Here is a 15,644-nt window from a genome sequence, read left to right as displayed (position 1 = left end):
TTCGCTATTCACTGGCCGTACGCGCCGACTTGCGCGTGCCTCGAGTGCCACGTGCCTTCGGCGGCCGAGGCGCGCCCAGGACGTATGACTTGACCAAATGATTCCAACTGCAGGTGCGGCATACCTCAACCACATGGACTGCGAACTCGTCGTAACGAGTTGCCAACATCACCAGCTCCTCCGCGGTGCGCGCTGAGCCCGACACCGGGCCCAGATGATCACCGAATACCCACGACACCAGCGTGAGCTGCTCTTTACGGCAGATCGGACACATCACCGAACTCTGCTTGCCGTGAAACTTTGCCGCGCGCAGCAGGTACGGGTTGGCGTCACAGACCTCCGAGACGCCGGTGCGCCCCGAATAGACCTCAGCCAGCAGGGACCGCCGCCGAAGCGCGTAGTCCACCACCTGTCTCTGCAATCGCACGATGACCAGAGTACGTCGACCCCCTACGCACCGAGGCGCGACCGCGTCACACCTCTTACGATCATCGGCGTGGCAACTCGGCAGACCTCGACGACCCGGGCCAAAGACAGCGATCGCAACGACACCTGCAAGGTGCTCGACAACGCGCTCGGTGAGGGCCAGTTGTCCATGGAAGAGCACCGCCAACGGGTGTCGGCGGCCACCAACGCCACGACCCTGGGGGATCTCGCCCGCCTCGTCGAAGATCTGCAGAACGCGGACGCACCTGTGCAGTTGCCGACGCTGGTCAAGCCCCGCGTGCCCCGCGTCCGGAAACCCTCCGGCCCCGGGTGGGGGCTGCGGCTCGCCTCGGCCGTCGTGCTGGTCCTGCTCGGCATGGGAATCGGCTGGGGTGTGTACGGAAACACCTCCTCGCCGCTGAGCTTCAACCCCGACCCGGGCGCGGTGCCCGACGGCATCGCCCCGGTGGTGCTGACCCCACCGACACAGCTGCAATCGCTCAACGGGGTCAAGGGACTGTTCGAGCAGATGCGCCAGAAGTTCGGCAACACCATGGGTTTCGAGCTGCACATCGATCCGGACTCGGCCTTGCTCTACCGACCGAATCCCCAGGACAGCCGCCAGAAGGTCTACTACCGGTACACCGGCGGCTGGGGTGATCCGAGCACGTCGCCCAGCAGTGTCGACAGCCACGACCGCCTCGTCGACCTCTCGGCGTTCGACTACGAGAAGGCGCTCGCCGTTCTCCGCGGCGCGCCCGACACGCTCAACACCAAACGCGCGGACGTGAAGAGCACGTGGCTGCGGCTGACCCCGTCCGAAGATCCGTCGACACCTGAGGCCATCAACATCGATGTCATCGTCAGCAGCGATTTCGGCGGCGGGACCATCAACCTCTACCCCGACGGCACCGTCAAGGGGATGTACCGCAACAACGGCTGAGCCGGCGCTGCCCTGAGCTGCCGTCGTCCCTTCCGGGCCACCGTAGGCGCTGTTCAGGCTGCCTTTGCCATACCGGCATGACGCTCGCGTCCGGCAACCACTCCAGCGTGATCATCGGCATTCACTTGGCGCCAAATATATCGGCGCGATACAGTTTGGCGAGGTGTTGATCCGTCGTAGCGATCAATTCCATCTGATCTGTCGAAAGGGGTGGTCTTGATGCTTGAGCTCGCAGTTCTGGGTCTCTTGCTCGAGTCACCCATGCACGGCTATGAGCTGCGCAAGCGATTGACGGGTCTGTTGGGGGCGTTCAGAGCGTTCTCGTACGGCTCGCTCTACCCGGCATTACGTCGCATGCAGGCTGACGGCCTGATCGTCGAGGACGCCGCACCCTTGGGACCGACCAAGGTGCGCAGGGCTCGGCGTGTCTACCAGCTGACCGATGCCGGCAAGCAGCGATTCACCGAGTTGGTCGCCGATACGGGGCCACAGAACTTCTCCGACGACGGGTTCGGTGTCCACCTCGCCTTCTTCAACCGCACCCCGGCCGAGGCCAGGATGCGAATCCTGGAGGGGCGGCGTCGTCAGGTGGAGGAACGCCGGGAAGGTCTGCGTGAAGCCGTGGCGCGGGCCAGCAGTTCGTTCGACCGGTACACCCGTCAGCTGCACCAGCTGGGCCTGGAGTCCAGTGAACGAGAAGTCAAATGGCTCAACGAGTTGATCGCAGCCGAACGTTCGGCGCAGGGACGCTCGGAAAACACATGAGCACTGCCCCGCACATGGCCCCAGGCCGAGCACACAGAACGAGTAAGGAGATCGTCCATGTCTGAGCACGCAGGAGAAATCCGGGTCGCCATTGTCGGCGTCGGTAACTGCGCATCGTCCCTGGTCCAGGGCGTGCAGTACTACCACAACGCCGACGAGAACACGACTGTGCCGGGCCTGATGCACGTGAAGTTCGGCCCGTACCACGTTCGTGACGTGAAGTTCGTGGCCGCGTTCGACGTGGACGCCAAGAAGGTCGGCTTCGACCTGTCCGAGGCCATCTTCGCCTCCGAGAACAACACCATCAAGATCGCCGACGTGCCGCCGACCAACGTGACGGTGCAGCGCGGCCCGACCCTCGACGGCATCGGCAAGTACTACGCCGACACCATCGAGATCTCCGACTTCGAGCCCGTCGACGTGGTCAAGGCGCTCAAGGACGCCAAGGTCGACGTGCTGGTCTCGTACCTGCCGGTGGGCTCCGAAGAGGCCGACAAGTTCTACGCCCAGTGCGCCATCGACGCGGGCGTGGCCTTCGTCAATGCGCTTCCGGTGTTCATCGCCTCCGATCCGGTGTGGGCCAAGAAGTTCGAGGACGCCGGTGTCCCGATCGTCGGCGACGACATCAAGAGCCAGGTCGGCGCCACCATCACCCACCGCGTCATGGCCAAGCTGTTCGAGGATCGCGGCGTCACGCTGGACCGCACCTACCAGCTCAACGTCGGCGGCAACATGGACTTCCTGAACATGCTGGAGCGCTCGCGCCTGGAGTCCAAGAAGGTCTCCAAGACCCAGGCCGTCACCTCCAACCTGACCGGCTCGCTGGCCGGCAAGGTCGAGGACAAGAACGTCCACATCGGCCCGTCCGACCACGTCGCGTGGCTCGACGACCGCAAGTGGGCCTACGTGCGCCTGGAAGGCCGCGCCTTCGGTGACGTGCCGCTGAACCTGGAGTACAAGCTCGAGGTGTGGGACTCGCCGAACTCGGCCGGCGTCATCATCGACGCGGTGCGCGCCGCCAAGATCGCCAAGGACCGCGGCATCGGCGGCCCCATCGAGGCGGCCTCGGCCTATCTGATGAAGAGCCCGCCCAAGCAGATCGCCGACGATGTCGCGCGCGTCGAGCTGGAGACCTTCATCGAGGGCTAGTTTTCTTCTCTTTCACTCTGCGCTCAGGGCGTGTGCTTCTCGCACGATTACGCCCTGGGCGCAGAGTCGTTTACGGGTTAGGGTCCCGGTGTGGCCAACCCCCAGATCTCCGATGACGAACTACTCGGGCTTGACGAGTTCGGCCTGCTGCACGAGAACGCCGAACAGATCGGCGCAACCGCGATCCCGCCGGTCGAGCGCATCGAGCACGGGCCGATCAGCGCGCTGAAGTTCGGCACCGACGCCCCGCGGATCGTGTTCCTGCACGGCGGCGGGCAGAACGCCCACACCTGGGACACCGTGATCCTGGGCCTCGGCGAGCCTGCCCTGGCCGTCGACCTGCCCGGCCATGGCCGTTCTGCCTGGCGCGAGGACGGTGACTACGGCCCGAAACTCAATGCGGCGAGCCTGATTCCGGTGCTCGAGACACACGCTCCCAATCCCCGACTGGTGGTCGGCATGTCGCTGGGCGGCCTGACTGCGCTGCGGATCGCGGCGACCGAACCCCGACTGGTACCCGAACTCGCACTCGTCGACGTCACCCCGTCGGCACCCGAGCGGCACAACGAGATGACCAAAGCCCAGATGGGCACCGTCGCCCTGGTACAGGAGCACCGCACCTTCCCGACGTTCCAGGCCATGCTCGACCTGACCGTCGCCGCCGCCCCCAACCGGGATCCGAAGTCGTTGCGGCGCGGCGTCTTCCACAATTCCAAACAACTCGATGACGGCACCTGGACATGGCGGTACGACTCGTTCCGCAAGGGTGATGGGTTTGAGGGCCTGTGGGACGACGTGCCCTCGATCACCATGCCCACCACCCTGATCCGCGGCGCCAACTCGTTCTTCGTCAACGACGAGGATGCCGACACCTTCGCCCGCTCCGCGCCCGGCTTCCAGCGCACCCACGTCGTGGCCGACTCCGGGCACTCCGTACAGGGCGATCAGCCGGCCAAGCTGGTCGAGATACTGCGCGGTCTTCTGGGCTGACCCGAAGCCGCGCGGACAACAGCATGACGGAATACGACTTCATCGTGATCGGAGCCGGTTCGGCGGGATGCGCTGTGGCAGCGCGCCTCGCCGAACGACTCCCGGAGCGCACGGTACTGCTGCTGGAAGCAGGCGGTTCCGACCGCAAGCTGGCCGTGCAGGCGCCGCTGGCCTACGGATCTCAGATCGGTGGCTCCACCGACTGGGGTTTCGTCGCCGAACCGGAACCGAACCTCATGGACCGGGCCATCCCCCAGCCGCGTGGCCGCGTCCTCGGCGGCACCAGTTCCATGAACGCCATGGTGTGGGTCCGCGGCACCCGGTCCGACTACGACGATTGGCAGCTGCCCGGATGGTCCTGGGATGACGTCGCCCCGGTGTTCCGTCGCATCGAATCCCACTATCTCGGCGGACCCGACCACGGCACCGACGGCCCGGTGCGCGTCACCCGCGCGGCCAACCCCGACGAGACCTCGACCCGGTTCGTGGCCGCGGCCCGGGCCACCGGAGTGGCCGCCAACGAGGACGTCGGCGGCCCCGATCTGGACGGCGCCGCGATCTCACCGGTGACGGTGTGGCAGGGCCGGCGGTTCAACACCGCCCGCGCCTACCTGAACCCGGCCCGGCACCAGGCCAACCTCACGGTGCTCACCGGCACGCTGGTGCAGCGGATCGTCCTCGAGGGCGGACGGGCCGTGGCCGTGCAGTACACCCGCCGCGGTGGTGACCACCTCGCCCGGGCCAGACGCGAGATCGTGCTCAGCGCAGGGGCATTCGGTACCCCACAGCTACTACAGCTGTCCGGTATCGGACCTGCCGAGCACCTGCGCACGGTGGGGATCAAGCCGCTGGTCGACAGCCCGGATGTCGGCGGCAACCTCACCGATCACCCCGCGACGTTCATGAACTGGGAGTTGGCGCCCGGGTTCCGCGGGCTGGCCGACGCCGCGAATCCCCGCTGGCTGCTGCAGTGGCTGTTCCGTCGCACCGGCATGCTGGCCAGCAATCTGATGGAGGCCGTCGCCCACATCCGCACCGCCCCGGAACTCGGCGCCCCGGACTTCCAGCTCATCTTCGCGCCGATGTATGCGAGCGGATTCGACGTCGACCGCCATCCGCGGCCTGCGATCAGCATCCTGCAGTCCCTGTGGACACCGGCCAGCCGCGGCAGCGTATTGGTCCGCTCCGCCGATCCCGGTACCGCTCCGGCCATCCGGCTCAACACCTTCGACGATGCCGCCGATCTCGAGGCCTTCGTGCGGGCGGTACGCCGTACCCGTGAGATCGTTTCGACGGCACCGCTCGCCGAGGCCGTTGCCGCCGAGATCAACCCGGGCCCCGAGGTACACAGCAACGAGGAACTGCGTCGCTGGATCCGCGGGAACGTCTGCGTGACAGGGCACCCGGCGGGCACGGCCGCCATGGGGCCGGGCGACGACAGCGTGCTGGACGAGAAGTTGCGGGTCCGTGGCGTTTCAGGACTACGGGTAGCCGACGCCTCCGCGCTGCCCCGCATCCCGCGGGCCAACACCAACGCTCCGGCCATCATGATCGGCGAACGCTGTGCCGAGTTCATCGAGCAGACCGCGTGAGTAGGCTCGGAAATGTGAGCCATCCCATCCGCATCGGTGTACAACTGCAGCCGCAGCACTCCCCCACGTACAGCCATATCCGCGATGCGGTGCGCCGCTGTGAGGACATCGGCGTCGACATCGCCTTCAACTGGGACCACTTCTTCCCGCTCTACGGCGATCCCGACGGCGCGCACTACGAATGTTGGACGATGCTGGGCGCCTGGGCCGAACAGACCTCGCGCATCGAGATTGGCGCGCTGGTGAGTTGCAACTCCTACCGCAACCCCGAACTGCTGGCCGACATGGCCCGCACCGTCGATCACATCTCCGATGGCCGGCTCATCCTGGGCATCGGAAGTGGCTGGAAACAAAAGGATTACGACGAGTACGGGTACGAATTCGGCACCGCGGGCAGCCGCCTGGACGACCTGGCCCAAGCGCTGCCCCGCATCGAGGCGCGGCTGGCCAAGCTCAACCCGGCTCCCACCCGGGAGATCCCGATCCTGATCGGCGGCCAGGGCGAACGCAAGACACTGCGCCTGGTGGCAGAACATGCCCACATCTGGCATGCGTTCGTCGACCGCAACACCTACCCCGGTAAGGCAGCGGTGCTCGCCGAGCACTGCGCCACCACCGGCCGCGATCCGTCCACCGTGCAACGCTCGGCCGGAGTGCAGGAGACCGGCGGGATCGACACCATGCTCGCCGAGGCCGACGCACTGGCCGACCTGGGCGTCAGCATCGTCACCGTCGGCGTCAACGGACCGGACTACGACCTCACCGCTGCCGAGGCGCTCTGCCGGTGGCGCGACGGGCGCCACGCAAAGTTCAGCGGATGAGCTGAGGCCACTCGCTTCACCCTTTGGAGCCACCCGTGAGAAACTTGCGCATCGCCAACGCACGGGGGGTGTGCGTCCCAACTCAAAGGGGGAGCTAACAAGGGTGCCGAAAAACTACGGGGTCAAGGAGAAGGACCAGGTTGTCACGCACATCATCAACCTGGTGATGACGGGCAAGCTGCGGTCCGGGGACCGCATCGACCGCAACGAGATCGTCCGTGACCTCGGGCTGAGCCGCGTCCCGATCCAGGAGGCGGTGGTCCAGCTCGAGCACGACGGAATCCTGTCGACGCGGTACCACCGCGGCGCATTCGTCTCCCGATTCGACGAAGCGACCGTGGCGGAGCACCACGAGTTGTACGGGATTCTCAACGGCATCGCCTCGGCTCGCTGCGCCACAAACCCGACCCCGCGCATCATCGCCCATCTCGATGACACGTTGCGCGTGATGCGTTCAGCAAAGGACACCAAGACCTTCCAGGAGGCCTGCTGGGTCTTCCGCGACTCGATCAACGACGAGTACGCGGGACCTCGCCTGCACGCCACCATCCGCGCCGGCAAGAGCTTCGCGCCATCGGAGTTCTGGATCAGTTACCCGAAGGCCAAGGCCGAGTTTCTCGCCGGCTACGAGGAGGAAACCGCCGCCATTCACGCCCGCGACCCCGAGGCGGCCCGGAAGGCCTGCACCGAGCGCGCCGACCGGATGGCGGAGATCATGATCGCCGAGCTCACCCGACGCGGAGTGCTCGGCGACTTGCGGTCCCCTTGAGCGGAATCCCTGATCGCCGGGCGTCCGCCCACTAGGTTGCAACAGATGGACGCCAGACGATCGGCCGCGCTGCTGACCACGGTCCTGATCCTGCTCGGGCTGGTGTGGGCGGCGCCGGCGGGCGCGGACGTCGACCAATGCGCTCCCCCCGGCGTGGACAGCGCCAGTGCGCTGCCCACCAACCTTGCCGCCGCGGCCACCGGGCCCGGCGCCGACAAGTACACGACCGCCACCGTCGCCCCGCTGAACACGACCCGGGCCGAGAACCTCGGCCTGGGGACCCCCGGGGTGCTCACCGTCGGCACGCTGTCGGACGCACCGCCCAGTATCTGCATCAACTCGGCCGGACAGTTCACCGGTTTCGACAACGAGCTCCTGCGCGCCATCGCCGACAAGCTCGGCCTGCGGATCAACTTCGTCGGCACCGACTTCTCGGGGCTGCTGGCCCAAACCGCTTCCCGGCGCTTCGACGTGGCGTCCTCGTCGATCACCACCACCGACGCCCGCAGACGCACCGTCGGCTTCACCAACGGCTACGACTTCGGTTACTTCTCGCTCGTGGTTCCGACCGGCTCACCGATCACCGGATTCGGCCAGCTCGCCCCCGGACAACGCATCGGGGTGGTGCAGGGCACGGTGCAGGAGGCCTACGTCATCGACACGCTGCACCTGCAGCCGGTGAAGTTCCCCGACTACAACACCGTCTACGCCAGCCTCAAGACCCGCCAGATCGACGCCTGGGTGGCCCCGTCGCAGCAGGCCTCGGGCACGGTGCAGCCCGGTGACCCGGCGCAGATCATCGAAAACACCTTCAGCCTGGACAATTTCGTGGCGTGGGCGGTGGCCAAGGAGAACCAGCCGCTGATCGACGCGCTCAACTCCGGATTGGACGCCGTGATCGCCGACGGCACCTGGGCCCGGCTGTACTCCGACTGGGTGCCGCGCGCACTGCCGCCCGGCTGGAAGCCCGGCTCCAAGGCCGCACCGGTTCCCCAGCTGCCTGATTTCGCCGCCATCGCCGCCGCCAAGGAGAAACCCGCCGCCGGAGCCCCGGTGGCGCCCAAATCGACACTGGCGCAACTGGCGGACTCCTTCCTGGACTGGGATCTCTACAAGCAGGCCATCCCCGACCTGCTACGCACGGGCCTGCCCAACACGCTCATCCTGACCGTGTGCGCCAGCGTCATCGGGCTGGTACTCGGGATGGTCCTGGCAGTGGCGGGTATCTCGCGGTCCCGGTGGCTGCGCTGGCCGGCCCGGGTGTACACCGACATCTTCCGCGGACTGCCCGAAGTGGTGATCATCCTGCTGATCGGCCTGGGCATCGGCCCCGTGGTCGGATCGCTCACCGGCAACAGCCCCTACCCCCTCGGCATCGCGGCGCTCGGGCTGATGGCAGCGGCCTACGTCGGGGAGATCTTCCGCTCGGGCATCCAGAGCGTGGAGCCCGGGCAGCTGGAAGCCTCACGCGCCCTGGGCTTCAGCTACGCCTCGTCCATGCGGCTGGTCGTCGTGCCACAGGGCATCCGGCGGGTGCTGCCGGCGCTCATGAACCAGTTCATCTCGCTGCTCAAAGCCTCGTCGCTGGTGTACTTCCTCGGCCTGGTGGCCAGCCAGCGGGAACTGTTCCAGGTGGGCCGAGATCTCAACGCGCAGACCGGAAACCTGTCACCGCTGGTGGCAGCCGGACTGTTCTATCTGCTGCTGACCATCCCGCTGACCCATCTGGTGAACTTCGTCGACAACCGGCTGCGCAGAGGTCGCCCGCCGGCTGAGGAAGATCCCCTGCCCGCGGTGACCAACCAGGAGATGATCTGATGTCGGCACCACAGCCAGTCGCGCTGGCCGCCAAGGACATCCACCTGTCGTTCGGGCCGAATGCGGTACTGCGCGGGGTGGATCTGGACGTGCCCGCCGGCACCACGACGGCCATCATCGGCCCGTCCGGCTCCGGGAAATCGACGCTGCTGCGCACCCTCAACCGCCTGTACGAACCCGACAGCGGCGACATCCTGCTCGACGGCCGGTCGGTGCTGGCCGACAATCCCGACCGGCTGCGCCAGCGCATCGGCATGGTCTTCCAACAGTTCAACCTGTTCCCGCACAAGACCGTTCTCGACAACGTCACCCTGGGACCGCGCAAGCTCAAGGGGCTCAGCGCCGACCACGCCCGCACGCTGGGGCTCGAGCAACTGGAGCGGGTTGGTCTGCGGCACAAGGCCGATGTGCGTCCGATCACGCTGTCGGGCGGCCAGCAGCAGCGCGTGGCGATCGCGCGGGCGCTCGCCATGGCTCCGGAGGTGATGTTCTTCGACGAGGCCACCTCGGCGCTGGACCCCGAGCTCGTCAAGGGAATCCTGGAGTTGATCGCCGAGCTGGCCGCCGAGGGGATGACGATCCTGGCGGTCACCCACGAGATGGGATTCGCCCGTTCCACCGCCGACGCGGTGGTGTTCATGGATCACGGCAAAGTGGTCGAGTCGGGCGCCCCCGACCAGATCTTCGAAGCGGCCGAGACAGATCGCCTGCGCCGCTTCCTGTCGCAGGTCCTGTGAGGGCAACGGGAAAGCCCAGCGCCAAACCCCACAAGCTGCCGACCTGGCAGCCTCAGACAGGTTAGACTAGCGAATTATGGTGGAGCCCGATTCACAGGTCACAGAGCTGGCCGGGGAGCTGCAACGCGTTCTCTCCAAGGTGTTCTCGGTGCTGCGCCGCGGCGATACCAACAAGGGCACGGCCGGAGAGCTCACGCTGGCCCAGCTCTCGATCCTGCTCACCCTGCTCGACCAGGGCCCGATCCGGATGACCGAACTGGCCGCCCGCGAGCGCGTCCGCACCCCGACCACCACCGTGGCGATCCGCCGGCTGGAGAAGCTCGGCCTGGTCAAGCGGTCTCGCGACCCCTCCGACCTGCGTGCCGTCCTCGTCGAGGTCACCCCACGCGGACTGGTGCAGCACCGCGAATCGCTGGCCGCGCGTCGGGCCGACCTGGCCGCCCGGTTAGCCAACCTGAGCCCGGAGGACCTCACCACCCTCGCCACCGCACTGGCCCCGCTGGAGCGGCTGGCCAGCCAGAACGAGCAGACCCAGCCCGCTCACGCCAAGTCGGAGTAGCCGGGCTATCCCAACCAGTCCAACACCGCCGCGGCGGTCCACGACTGCTGCATGCTGCCGAGTGGCTCGCCGGTGAACGGCTCGTAGTACTCGGCGAAAGTCCCGTCACTGGCCTGACGCAAGCCTTCCCGGCGTAGCGTCGAGGCGCGCTCGGCCCAGCCGCGCCGGGCGAAGCACCACGAGAACAGCCAGGTCATCACCGGCCATACCGGGCCACGCCAGTACTCACGCGAGCGGAAATCCCGCGACACCGGCGAGGTCGACGGGATGAGCGCATACCGCAGGTCCGGATGCCCACAGAAGCGTGGACCTTCCAGCAGCCGCAGCAGTGCGCGTTCGCGCTCGTGCGGCAGCCCGCCGCACAGCAGCGGTGCGAACTGCGCGACCGTCTCCGTGGCCACCCACTTGTTCCCGCGGACGTCGTAATCCCTTGCCGCACCGCTACGTTCATCGGTGGTCTCGACCACCCCGACCCGGAAGCGCTCCGCCCAGGAGTAGAGATCGCGGACATCGGCATGCGGGCGCTTGTAATCCTCCCCGATCTCGGCGAGCACCTGGCAGGCCACCGAGAAGATCGCGGAGACGAACACGTCCTCGACCGCGAAGCTCATCACCTTGGGGAGCAGATCATCGTCGTAGCGAACGGATTTCATCTCCTCGAGCAGCCACAGATACCGGTCGTACTCGAGGTCGCTGGGCCGCTGCGTCGCGTCGGTGATGATCGCGTTGTCCTCGCGCTGATACTCCGGCACGTTGCCGGGAACCACGTTGGCGTAGGCGCTGTCCCAGCGCGGTGAGTTGTCCATACCGGACTCCCACCCGTGATACAGCGTGATGCGGCCGCGTCCGTCCTGATCCCGCGTCTCGGCCAGCCAGCGGTGCCAGCGGACCAGATCCGCCCACCGCCGATCCAGGAAGCTCGCCGCCACCGCCCGGGTGGACCGGCCACGGCTGCGCGCGTGGTCGAGGATGCGCTGCACCGCGATCGCGTGCACCGGCGGCTGCGTGATGCCGGAGGTGTGGCGGACCCGCGGCGCATTGGCCGCCAGGGCCGACGTGGCCCATCTGGCCGGGCCGGGAAAGTAGCCGTCGACGCCGTTCGCGAACACGATGTGGGGAATCATCCCGTTGCGCCACTGTGCCGAGAGCAGCGTGTCCAGTTCCACCACAGCGCGCTCGACGCTGAGCGGGGCGAGCCCGATCGAGACGAACGCCGCGTCCCAGCTCCACATGTGCGGATACAGCAACGGCGCGGCAGTGGTCATCACACCCAGGTCGTTGCCGCGTAACAGGTACGCGGCCCGCGCGGCGAGCTGGGTGGGGGCGAAGCTGGGGTCCGGTGGCATCCCTACCATGATGCGTCGCCGCGCCCCGGTCCGCAGGTCGGCCCCGTGCTGTTGAGCGTCACAGTAACGTTGCAGTCGTGCCGTCTGCATTGATCACCGGAGCCGCTGGCGGCATCGGTTCGGCCATCGCCGCCGCCCTTGCTCCCACCCACACGCTGTTTCTGGCCGGGCGCCCGTCGGCCCGCCTCGATGCGCTCGCCGAACGCCTCGGCGCGCCCACCTGGCCGCTGGACCTGACCGATGCCGATTCGATCGAATCGGCCACCGAGGTGCTCGCCGAGCTCGATGTGCTGGTGCACAACGCAGGCGTGCTCTACCCCGGCCGGGTCTGCGAATCCATCGCCGAACAGTGGCGGGCATCCTTCGAGGTGAACGTCACCGGCGCGGTGGCGCTCACCCTGGCCCTGCTGCCGGCACTACGGGCCGCGCGCGGACATGTCGTCTTCATCAACTCCGGTGCCGGACAGAAGGTTTCACCCGGGATGGCGTCCTACTCGGCAAGCAAGTTCGCGTTGCGGGCGTTCGCCGACTCGCTGCGCGCCGACGAACCGTCGTTGCGGGTCACCTCGATCTTCCCCGGACGCACCGACACCGAGATGCAACGCGACCTGGTGGCCTACGAGGCTGCAGTAAGCGACGGGACCGAAGGCGTCGGCGATTACGACCCGGCGAAATTCCTCAAGCCCGAGACCGTCGCCGGACTGGTGGCGACGGCTGTCACCACCCCGCCCGACGGCCACGTACACGAAATCGTGGTCCGCCCAGGGTGATTTGTGCACCTCTGGTAACGGTGAGCGTTACCGGAGGTGCACAGATCACTAGACGACGAGGTTGACCAGCCGGCCGGGCACCACGATCACCTTCTTGGGTGTGGCGCCGTCCAGGAATGCCTGCACCTTCTCGTCGGCCAGCGCCGCGGCCTCCAGCGCCGCCTTGTCCGCATCGGCGGCGACGGTGATCTTGCCGCGCACTTTGCCGTTGACCTGAACCGGGAACTCGATGGTGTCGTCCACCAGGTACTGCGGATCGGCCACCGGGAACGGCCCGTGTGCCAGCGAGGTGTCGTGGCCCAAGCGCTTCCACAGCTCTTCGGCCAGGTGCGGGGCCAACGGGGCCACCATGAGCACCAGCGGTTCGATCGCGGCGCGGGCCGCCACCCCCTCCTTGGTCAGGTGGTTGGTGTACTCGATCAGCTTGGCTGCGGCGGTGTTGTTGCGAAGCGCCGCATAGTCTTCGGTCACTCCGGCGATCGTGCGGTGCAGGATCTTCAAGGTGTCGATGTCGAGTGCCTCATGGGCGCCGACGCGCTCGGTGCCGGTTTCCTCATCGACGACCGCACGCCACACCCGCTGTAGGAACCGGTACGCACCGACGACGTCCTTGGGCGCCCAAGGACGCGATGCCTCGATCGGGCCCATCGACATCTCGTAGACCCGCAGGGTGTCCGCACCGTACTCGTCGCAGATCTCGTCCGGTGAGACGGAGTTCTTCAGGCTCTTGCCGATCTTGCCGAACTCCTGATTGACCTCGATCTCGCCGTCCGGGCCGGTCCAGTAGAACTTCCCCTTGCGCTCAACGACTTCGGCCGCGGGCACATAGCTCCCGCGGGCGTCGGTGTAGGCGAAGGCCTGGATGTAGCCCTGATTGACCAGGCGCCGGAACGGCTCGCTCGAGCTGACAAAGCCGAGGTCGAAGAGCACCTTGTGCCAGAACCGCGAGTACAGCAGGTGCAGCACCGCATGCTCGACGCCGCCGACGTACAAGTCGACGCCGCCCGGATCATTCGGCCCGTGCTCGGCCGGGCGCGGGCCCATCCAGTAGGCCTCGTTCTCCTTGGCGCACAGCTCTTCCGAGTTGAGCGGGTCGGTGTAGCGCAGCTCGTACCAGGAACTGCCCGCCCACTGCGGCATCACGTTGGTGTCGCGGGTGTAGGTCTGCAGCCCGTCACCGAGATCCAGCTCGACATGCACCCACTCGGTGGCCTTGCCCAGCGGCGGCGACGGTTCACTGTCGGCGTCGTCGGGGTCGAAGGACACCGGCGAGTAGTCCGGGATGTCCGGAAGTTCAACCGGCAGAGCCGATTCCGGCAGCGCGTGGGCGCGGCCCTCGGCGTCGTAGACGATCGGGAACGGTTCGCCCCAGTACCGCTGCCGGGCGAACAGCCAGTCCCGCAGCCTGTACTCGATCCGGGCGCGGCCGCGGCCGTCGGCCTCCAGGTGTCCGATCACGACATCCTTGGCCTCGGCCACCGACAACCCGTTCAGGTAGTCGGAGTTCACCATGGTGCCGTCACCGTTGTAGGCCCCCTCGGTGATGTCGCCACCGGCGACCACCTCGATGATGGGCAGGCCGAACTCGGTGGCGAAGTCCCAGTCCCGCTGGTCGCCACCGGGCACCGCCATGATGGCGCCGGTTCCGTAACCGGCCAGCACGTAATCGGCGATGAACACCGGAACCTGCTGTCCGTTGACGGGATTGGTGGCGTAGGCACCGAGGAACACACCGGTCTTGGTCTTGTTCTCCTGACGCTCCAGATCCGACTTGGCAGCGATCCCGGCCCGGTAGGAGGCGACGGCCTCGGCCGGCGTCGCCGCACCGAAGGTCCACCGCGAATCGGTGCCCTCGGGCCAGGCGTCGCCGACCAGCGCATCCACCAGATCGTGTTCAGGAGCCAGCACCAGGTAGGTGGCGCCGAACAGCGTGTCCGGGCGGGTGGTGAACACCTCGACATCGCCTGCCGCGGTGCCGAATTCGACTGACGCACCGGTGGACCGGCCAATCCAGTTGCGCTGCATGCTCTTGACCTTGTCGGGCCAGTCCAGCACTTCCAGGTCGTCGAGCAGCCGGTCCGAGTAGGCGGTGATACGCATCATCCACTGCCGCAGGCGCTTCCGGAACACCGGGAAGTTACCGCGGTCACTGCGGCCGTCGGCGGTGACTTCCTCGTTGGCCAGCACAGTGCCCAGGCCCGGGCACCAGTTCACCATCGAGTCGGCGCGGTACACCAGCCGGTAGCCGTCCACCACATCGGCACGCTCTGCGGCCGACAGCTCGGCCCACGCCCGGCCGTCGTCGAGAGACCTTGCCCCGGACTCGAATTCGGCGACCAGCTCGGTGATCGGCCGGGCCTTCTTGGCTGCGGTATCGAACCAGGCGTTGTAGATCTGCAGGAAGATCCACTGCGTCCACTTGTAGAAATCGACATCGGTGGTGGCGAAGCTGCGCCGCGAGTCGTGGCCCAGGCCGAGACGGCCCAACTGCCTGCGGAAGTTGACGATGTTGGCCTCGGTCCGGGTGCGCGGGTGCGTACCGGTCTGCACGGCGTACTGCTCGGCAGGCAGGCCGAACGCGTCGAAGCCCAGCGCGTGAAGCACGTTGCGTCCGGTCATCCGGTAGTACCGGGCGTAGACGTCGGTGGCGATGTACCCCAGCGGGTGCCCGACGTGCAGGCCGTCACCGGACGGGTACGGGAACATGTCCTGGACGAACATCTTGTCGGCGGGCACTGCCGAGCCGTCCTGCGGTGCCAGCGAGCCCACCGGATTGGCCACGTTGAACGTGCCGAGGTCCGACCAGGTCTGCTGCCAGGTGCGTTCGATCTGGCCCGCCAGTTCCGCGGTGTAGCGGTGCTGCGGGGTGTCCTCTGAAGGCCCTGGCTGGGACGTGGTGGCGGGTTCGATCACGACGTTCAGGGTATAAGGCCACGGTTTGAGCAGCTCACCACCCGTC

Annotated in this window: 14 protein-coding genes; 11 read left to right on the top strand and 3 right to left on the bottom strand. The window is 67.1% G+C overall.

Translation table 11 applies throughout. The annotated features are described in order from the left end of the window. Positions 1 to 4 precede the first annotated feature (4 nt). The gene (locus EH231_RS32490) at positions 5 to 427 is read right to left on the bottom strand and encodes a DUF5318 domain-containing protein (RefSeq protein WP_036443617.1); all 423 of its coding nucleotides are present in this window, start codon (positions 425 to 427) and stop codon (positions 5 to 7) included. 69 nt (positions 428 to 496) lie between these two features. On the opposite strand from EH231_RS32490, the gene EH231_RS32485 reads away from it, so the two are divergent. The 10 genes from EH231_RS32485 to EH231_RS32440 all read left to right on the top strand — a co-directional run bounded on the left by EH231_RS32485 (position 497) and on the right by EH231_RS32440 (position 10,569). Then, a complete protein-coding gene (locus EH231_RS32485; RefSeq protein WP_090429481.1) occupies positions 497 to 1,369 on the top strand; it encodes a DUF1707 SHOCT-like domain-containing protein in 873 nt (290 codons plus the stop codon). 219 nt (positions 1,370 to 1,588) lie between these two features. Continuing rightward, the gene (locus EH231_RS32480) at positions 1,589 to 2,134 is read left to right on the top strand and encodes a PadR family transcriptional regulator (protein WP_044519009.1); all 546 of its coding nucleotides are present in this window, start codon (positions 1,589 to 1,591) and stop codon (positions 2,132 to 2,134) included. A 57-nt stretch (positions 2,135 to 2,191) separates the two neighbouring features. Next, positions 2,192 to 3,283: an inositol-3-phosphate synthase gene (locus EH231_RS32475; protein ID WP_044514262.1), complete on the top strand. Its 1,092-nt coding sequence runs from the start codon at positions 2,192 to 2,194 to the stop codon at positions 3,281 to 3,283. A 90-nt stretch (positions 3,284 to 3,373) separates the two neighbouring features. Next, a complete protein-coding gene (locus EH231_RS32470) occupies positions 3,374 to 4,273 on the top strand; it encodes an Rv0045c family esterase (protein WP_090429480.1) in 900 nt (299 codons plus the stop codon). 23 nt (positions 4,274 to 4,296) lie between these two features. Then, positions 4,297 to 5,865 (top strand): GMC family oxidoreductase, encoded by a 1,569-nt coding sequence (locus tag EH231_RS32465; RefSeq protein WP_090429478.1) that lies wholly within the window; start codon positions 4,297 to 4,299, stop codon positions 5,863 to 5,865. 14 nt (positions 5,866 to 5,879) lie between these two features. Continuing rightward, positions 5,880 to 6,686 (top strand): LLM class F420-dependent oxidoreductase, encoded by an 807-nt coding sequence (locus EH231_RS32460; RefSeq protein ID WP_090429476.1) that lies wholly within the window; start codon positions 5,880 to 5,882, stop codon positions 6,684 to 6,686. 103 nt (positions 6,687 to 6,789) lie between these two features. Next, positions 6,790 to 7,455 (top strand): GntR family transcriptional regulator, encoded by a 666-nt coding sequence (locus EH231_RS32455; RefSeq protein WP_090429474.1) that lies wholly within the window; start codon positions 6,790 to 6,792, stop codon positions 7,453 to 7,455. A gap of 45 nt (positions 7,456 to 7,500) precedes the next feature. Continuing rightward, the gene (locus EH231_RS32450; RefSeq protein WP_090429472.1) at positions 7,501 to 9,273 is read left to right on the top strand and encodes an ABC transporter substrate-binding protein/permease; all 1,773 of its coding nucleotides are present in this window, start codon (positions 7,501 to 7,503) and stop codon (positions 9,271 to 9,273) included. Next, positions 9,273 to 10,010, top strand: coding sequence for an amino acid ABC transporter ATP-binding protein (locus tag EH231_RS32445; protein ID WP_090429470.1), 738 nt, complete (start codon positions 9,273 to 9,275; stop codon positions 10,008 to 10,010). The genes EH231_RS32450 and EH231_RS32445 overlap by 1 nt, the downstream gene beginning before the upstream one ends. Positions 10,011 to 10,086: 76 nt before the next feature. Next, positions 10,087 to 10,569, top strand: coding sequence for a MarR family winged helix-turn-helix transcriptional regulator (locus EH231_RS32440; protein ID WP_090429468.1), 483 nt, complete (start codon positions 10,087 to 10,089; stop codon positions 10,567 to 10,569). Positions 10,570 to 10,574: 5 nt separating this feature from the next. Here EH231_RS32440 and ggh read toward each other — a convergent pair whose 3' ends face one another. Then, positions 10,575 to 11,915 carry a glucosylglycerate hydrolase gene (gene ggh, locus EH231_RS32435; RefSeq protein WP_090429465.1) on the bottom strand — a complete coding sequence of 447 codons (1,341 nt, stop codon included), beginning with the start codon at positions 11,913 to 11,915 and terminating at the stop codon, positions 10,575 to 10,577. Between the two features lie 77 nt (positions 11,916 to 11,992). Here ggh and EH231_RS32430 point away from each other — a divergent pair, with 77 nt between their 5' ends. Continuing rightward, positions 11,993 to 12,685 (top strand): SDR family oxidoreductase, encoded by a 693-nt coding sequence (locus EH231_RS32430; protein ID WP_124714055.1) that lies wholly within the window; start codon positions 11,993 to 11,995, stop codon positions 12,683 to 12,685. A gap of 48 nt (positions 12,686 to 12,733) precedes the next feature. Here the strand turns inward: EH231_RS32430 and leuS are convergent, their stop codons facing one another. Beyond that, complete coding sequence (gene leuS, locus EH231_RS32425; RefSeq protein WP_420891941.1) at positions 12,734 to 15,598, bottom strand: leucine--tRNA ligase; 2,865 nt, start codon at positions 15,596 to 15,598, stop codon at positions 12,734 to 12,736. Positions 15,599 to 15,644: the final 46 nt, after the last annotated feature.

The sequence above is a fragment of the Mycolicibacterium nivoides genome (assembly GCF_003855255.1).
GTDB classification, from domain to species: Bacteria; Actinomycetota; Actinomycetes; order Mycobacteriales; family Mycobacteriaceae; genus Mycobacterium; species Mycobacterium nivoides.
This window is presented reverse-complemented; position numbering and strand designations above follow the sequence as displayed.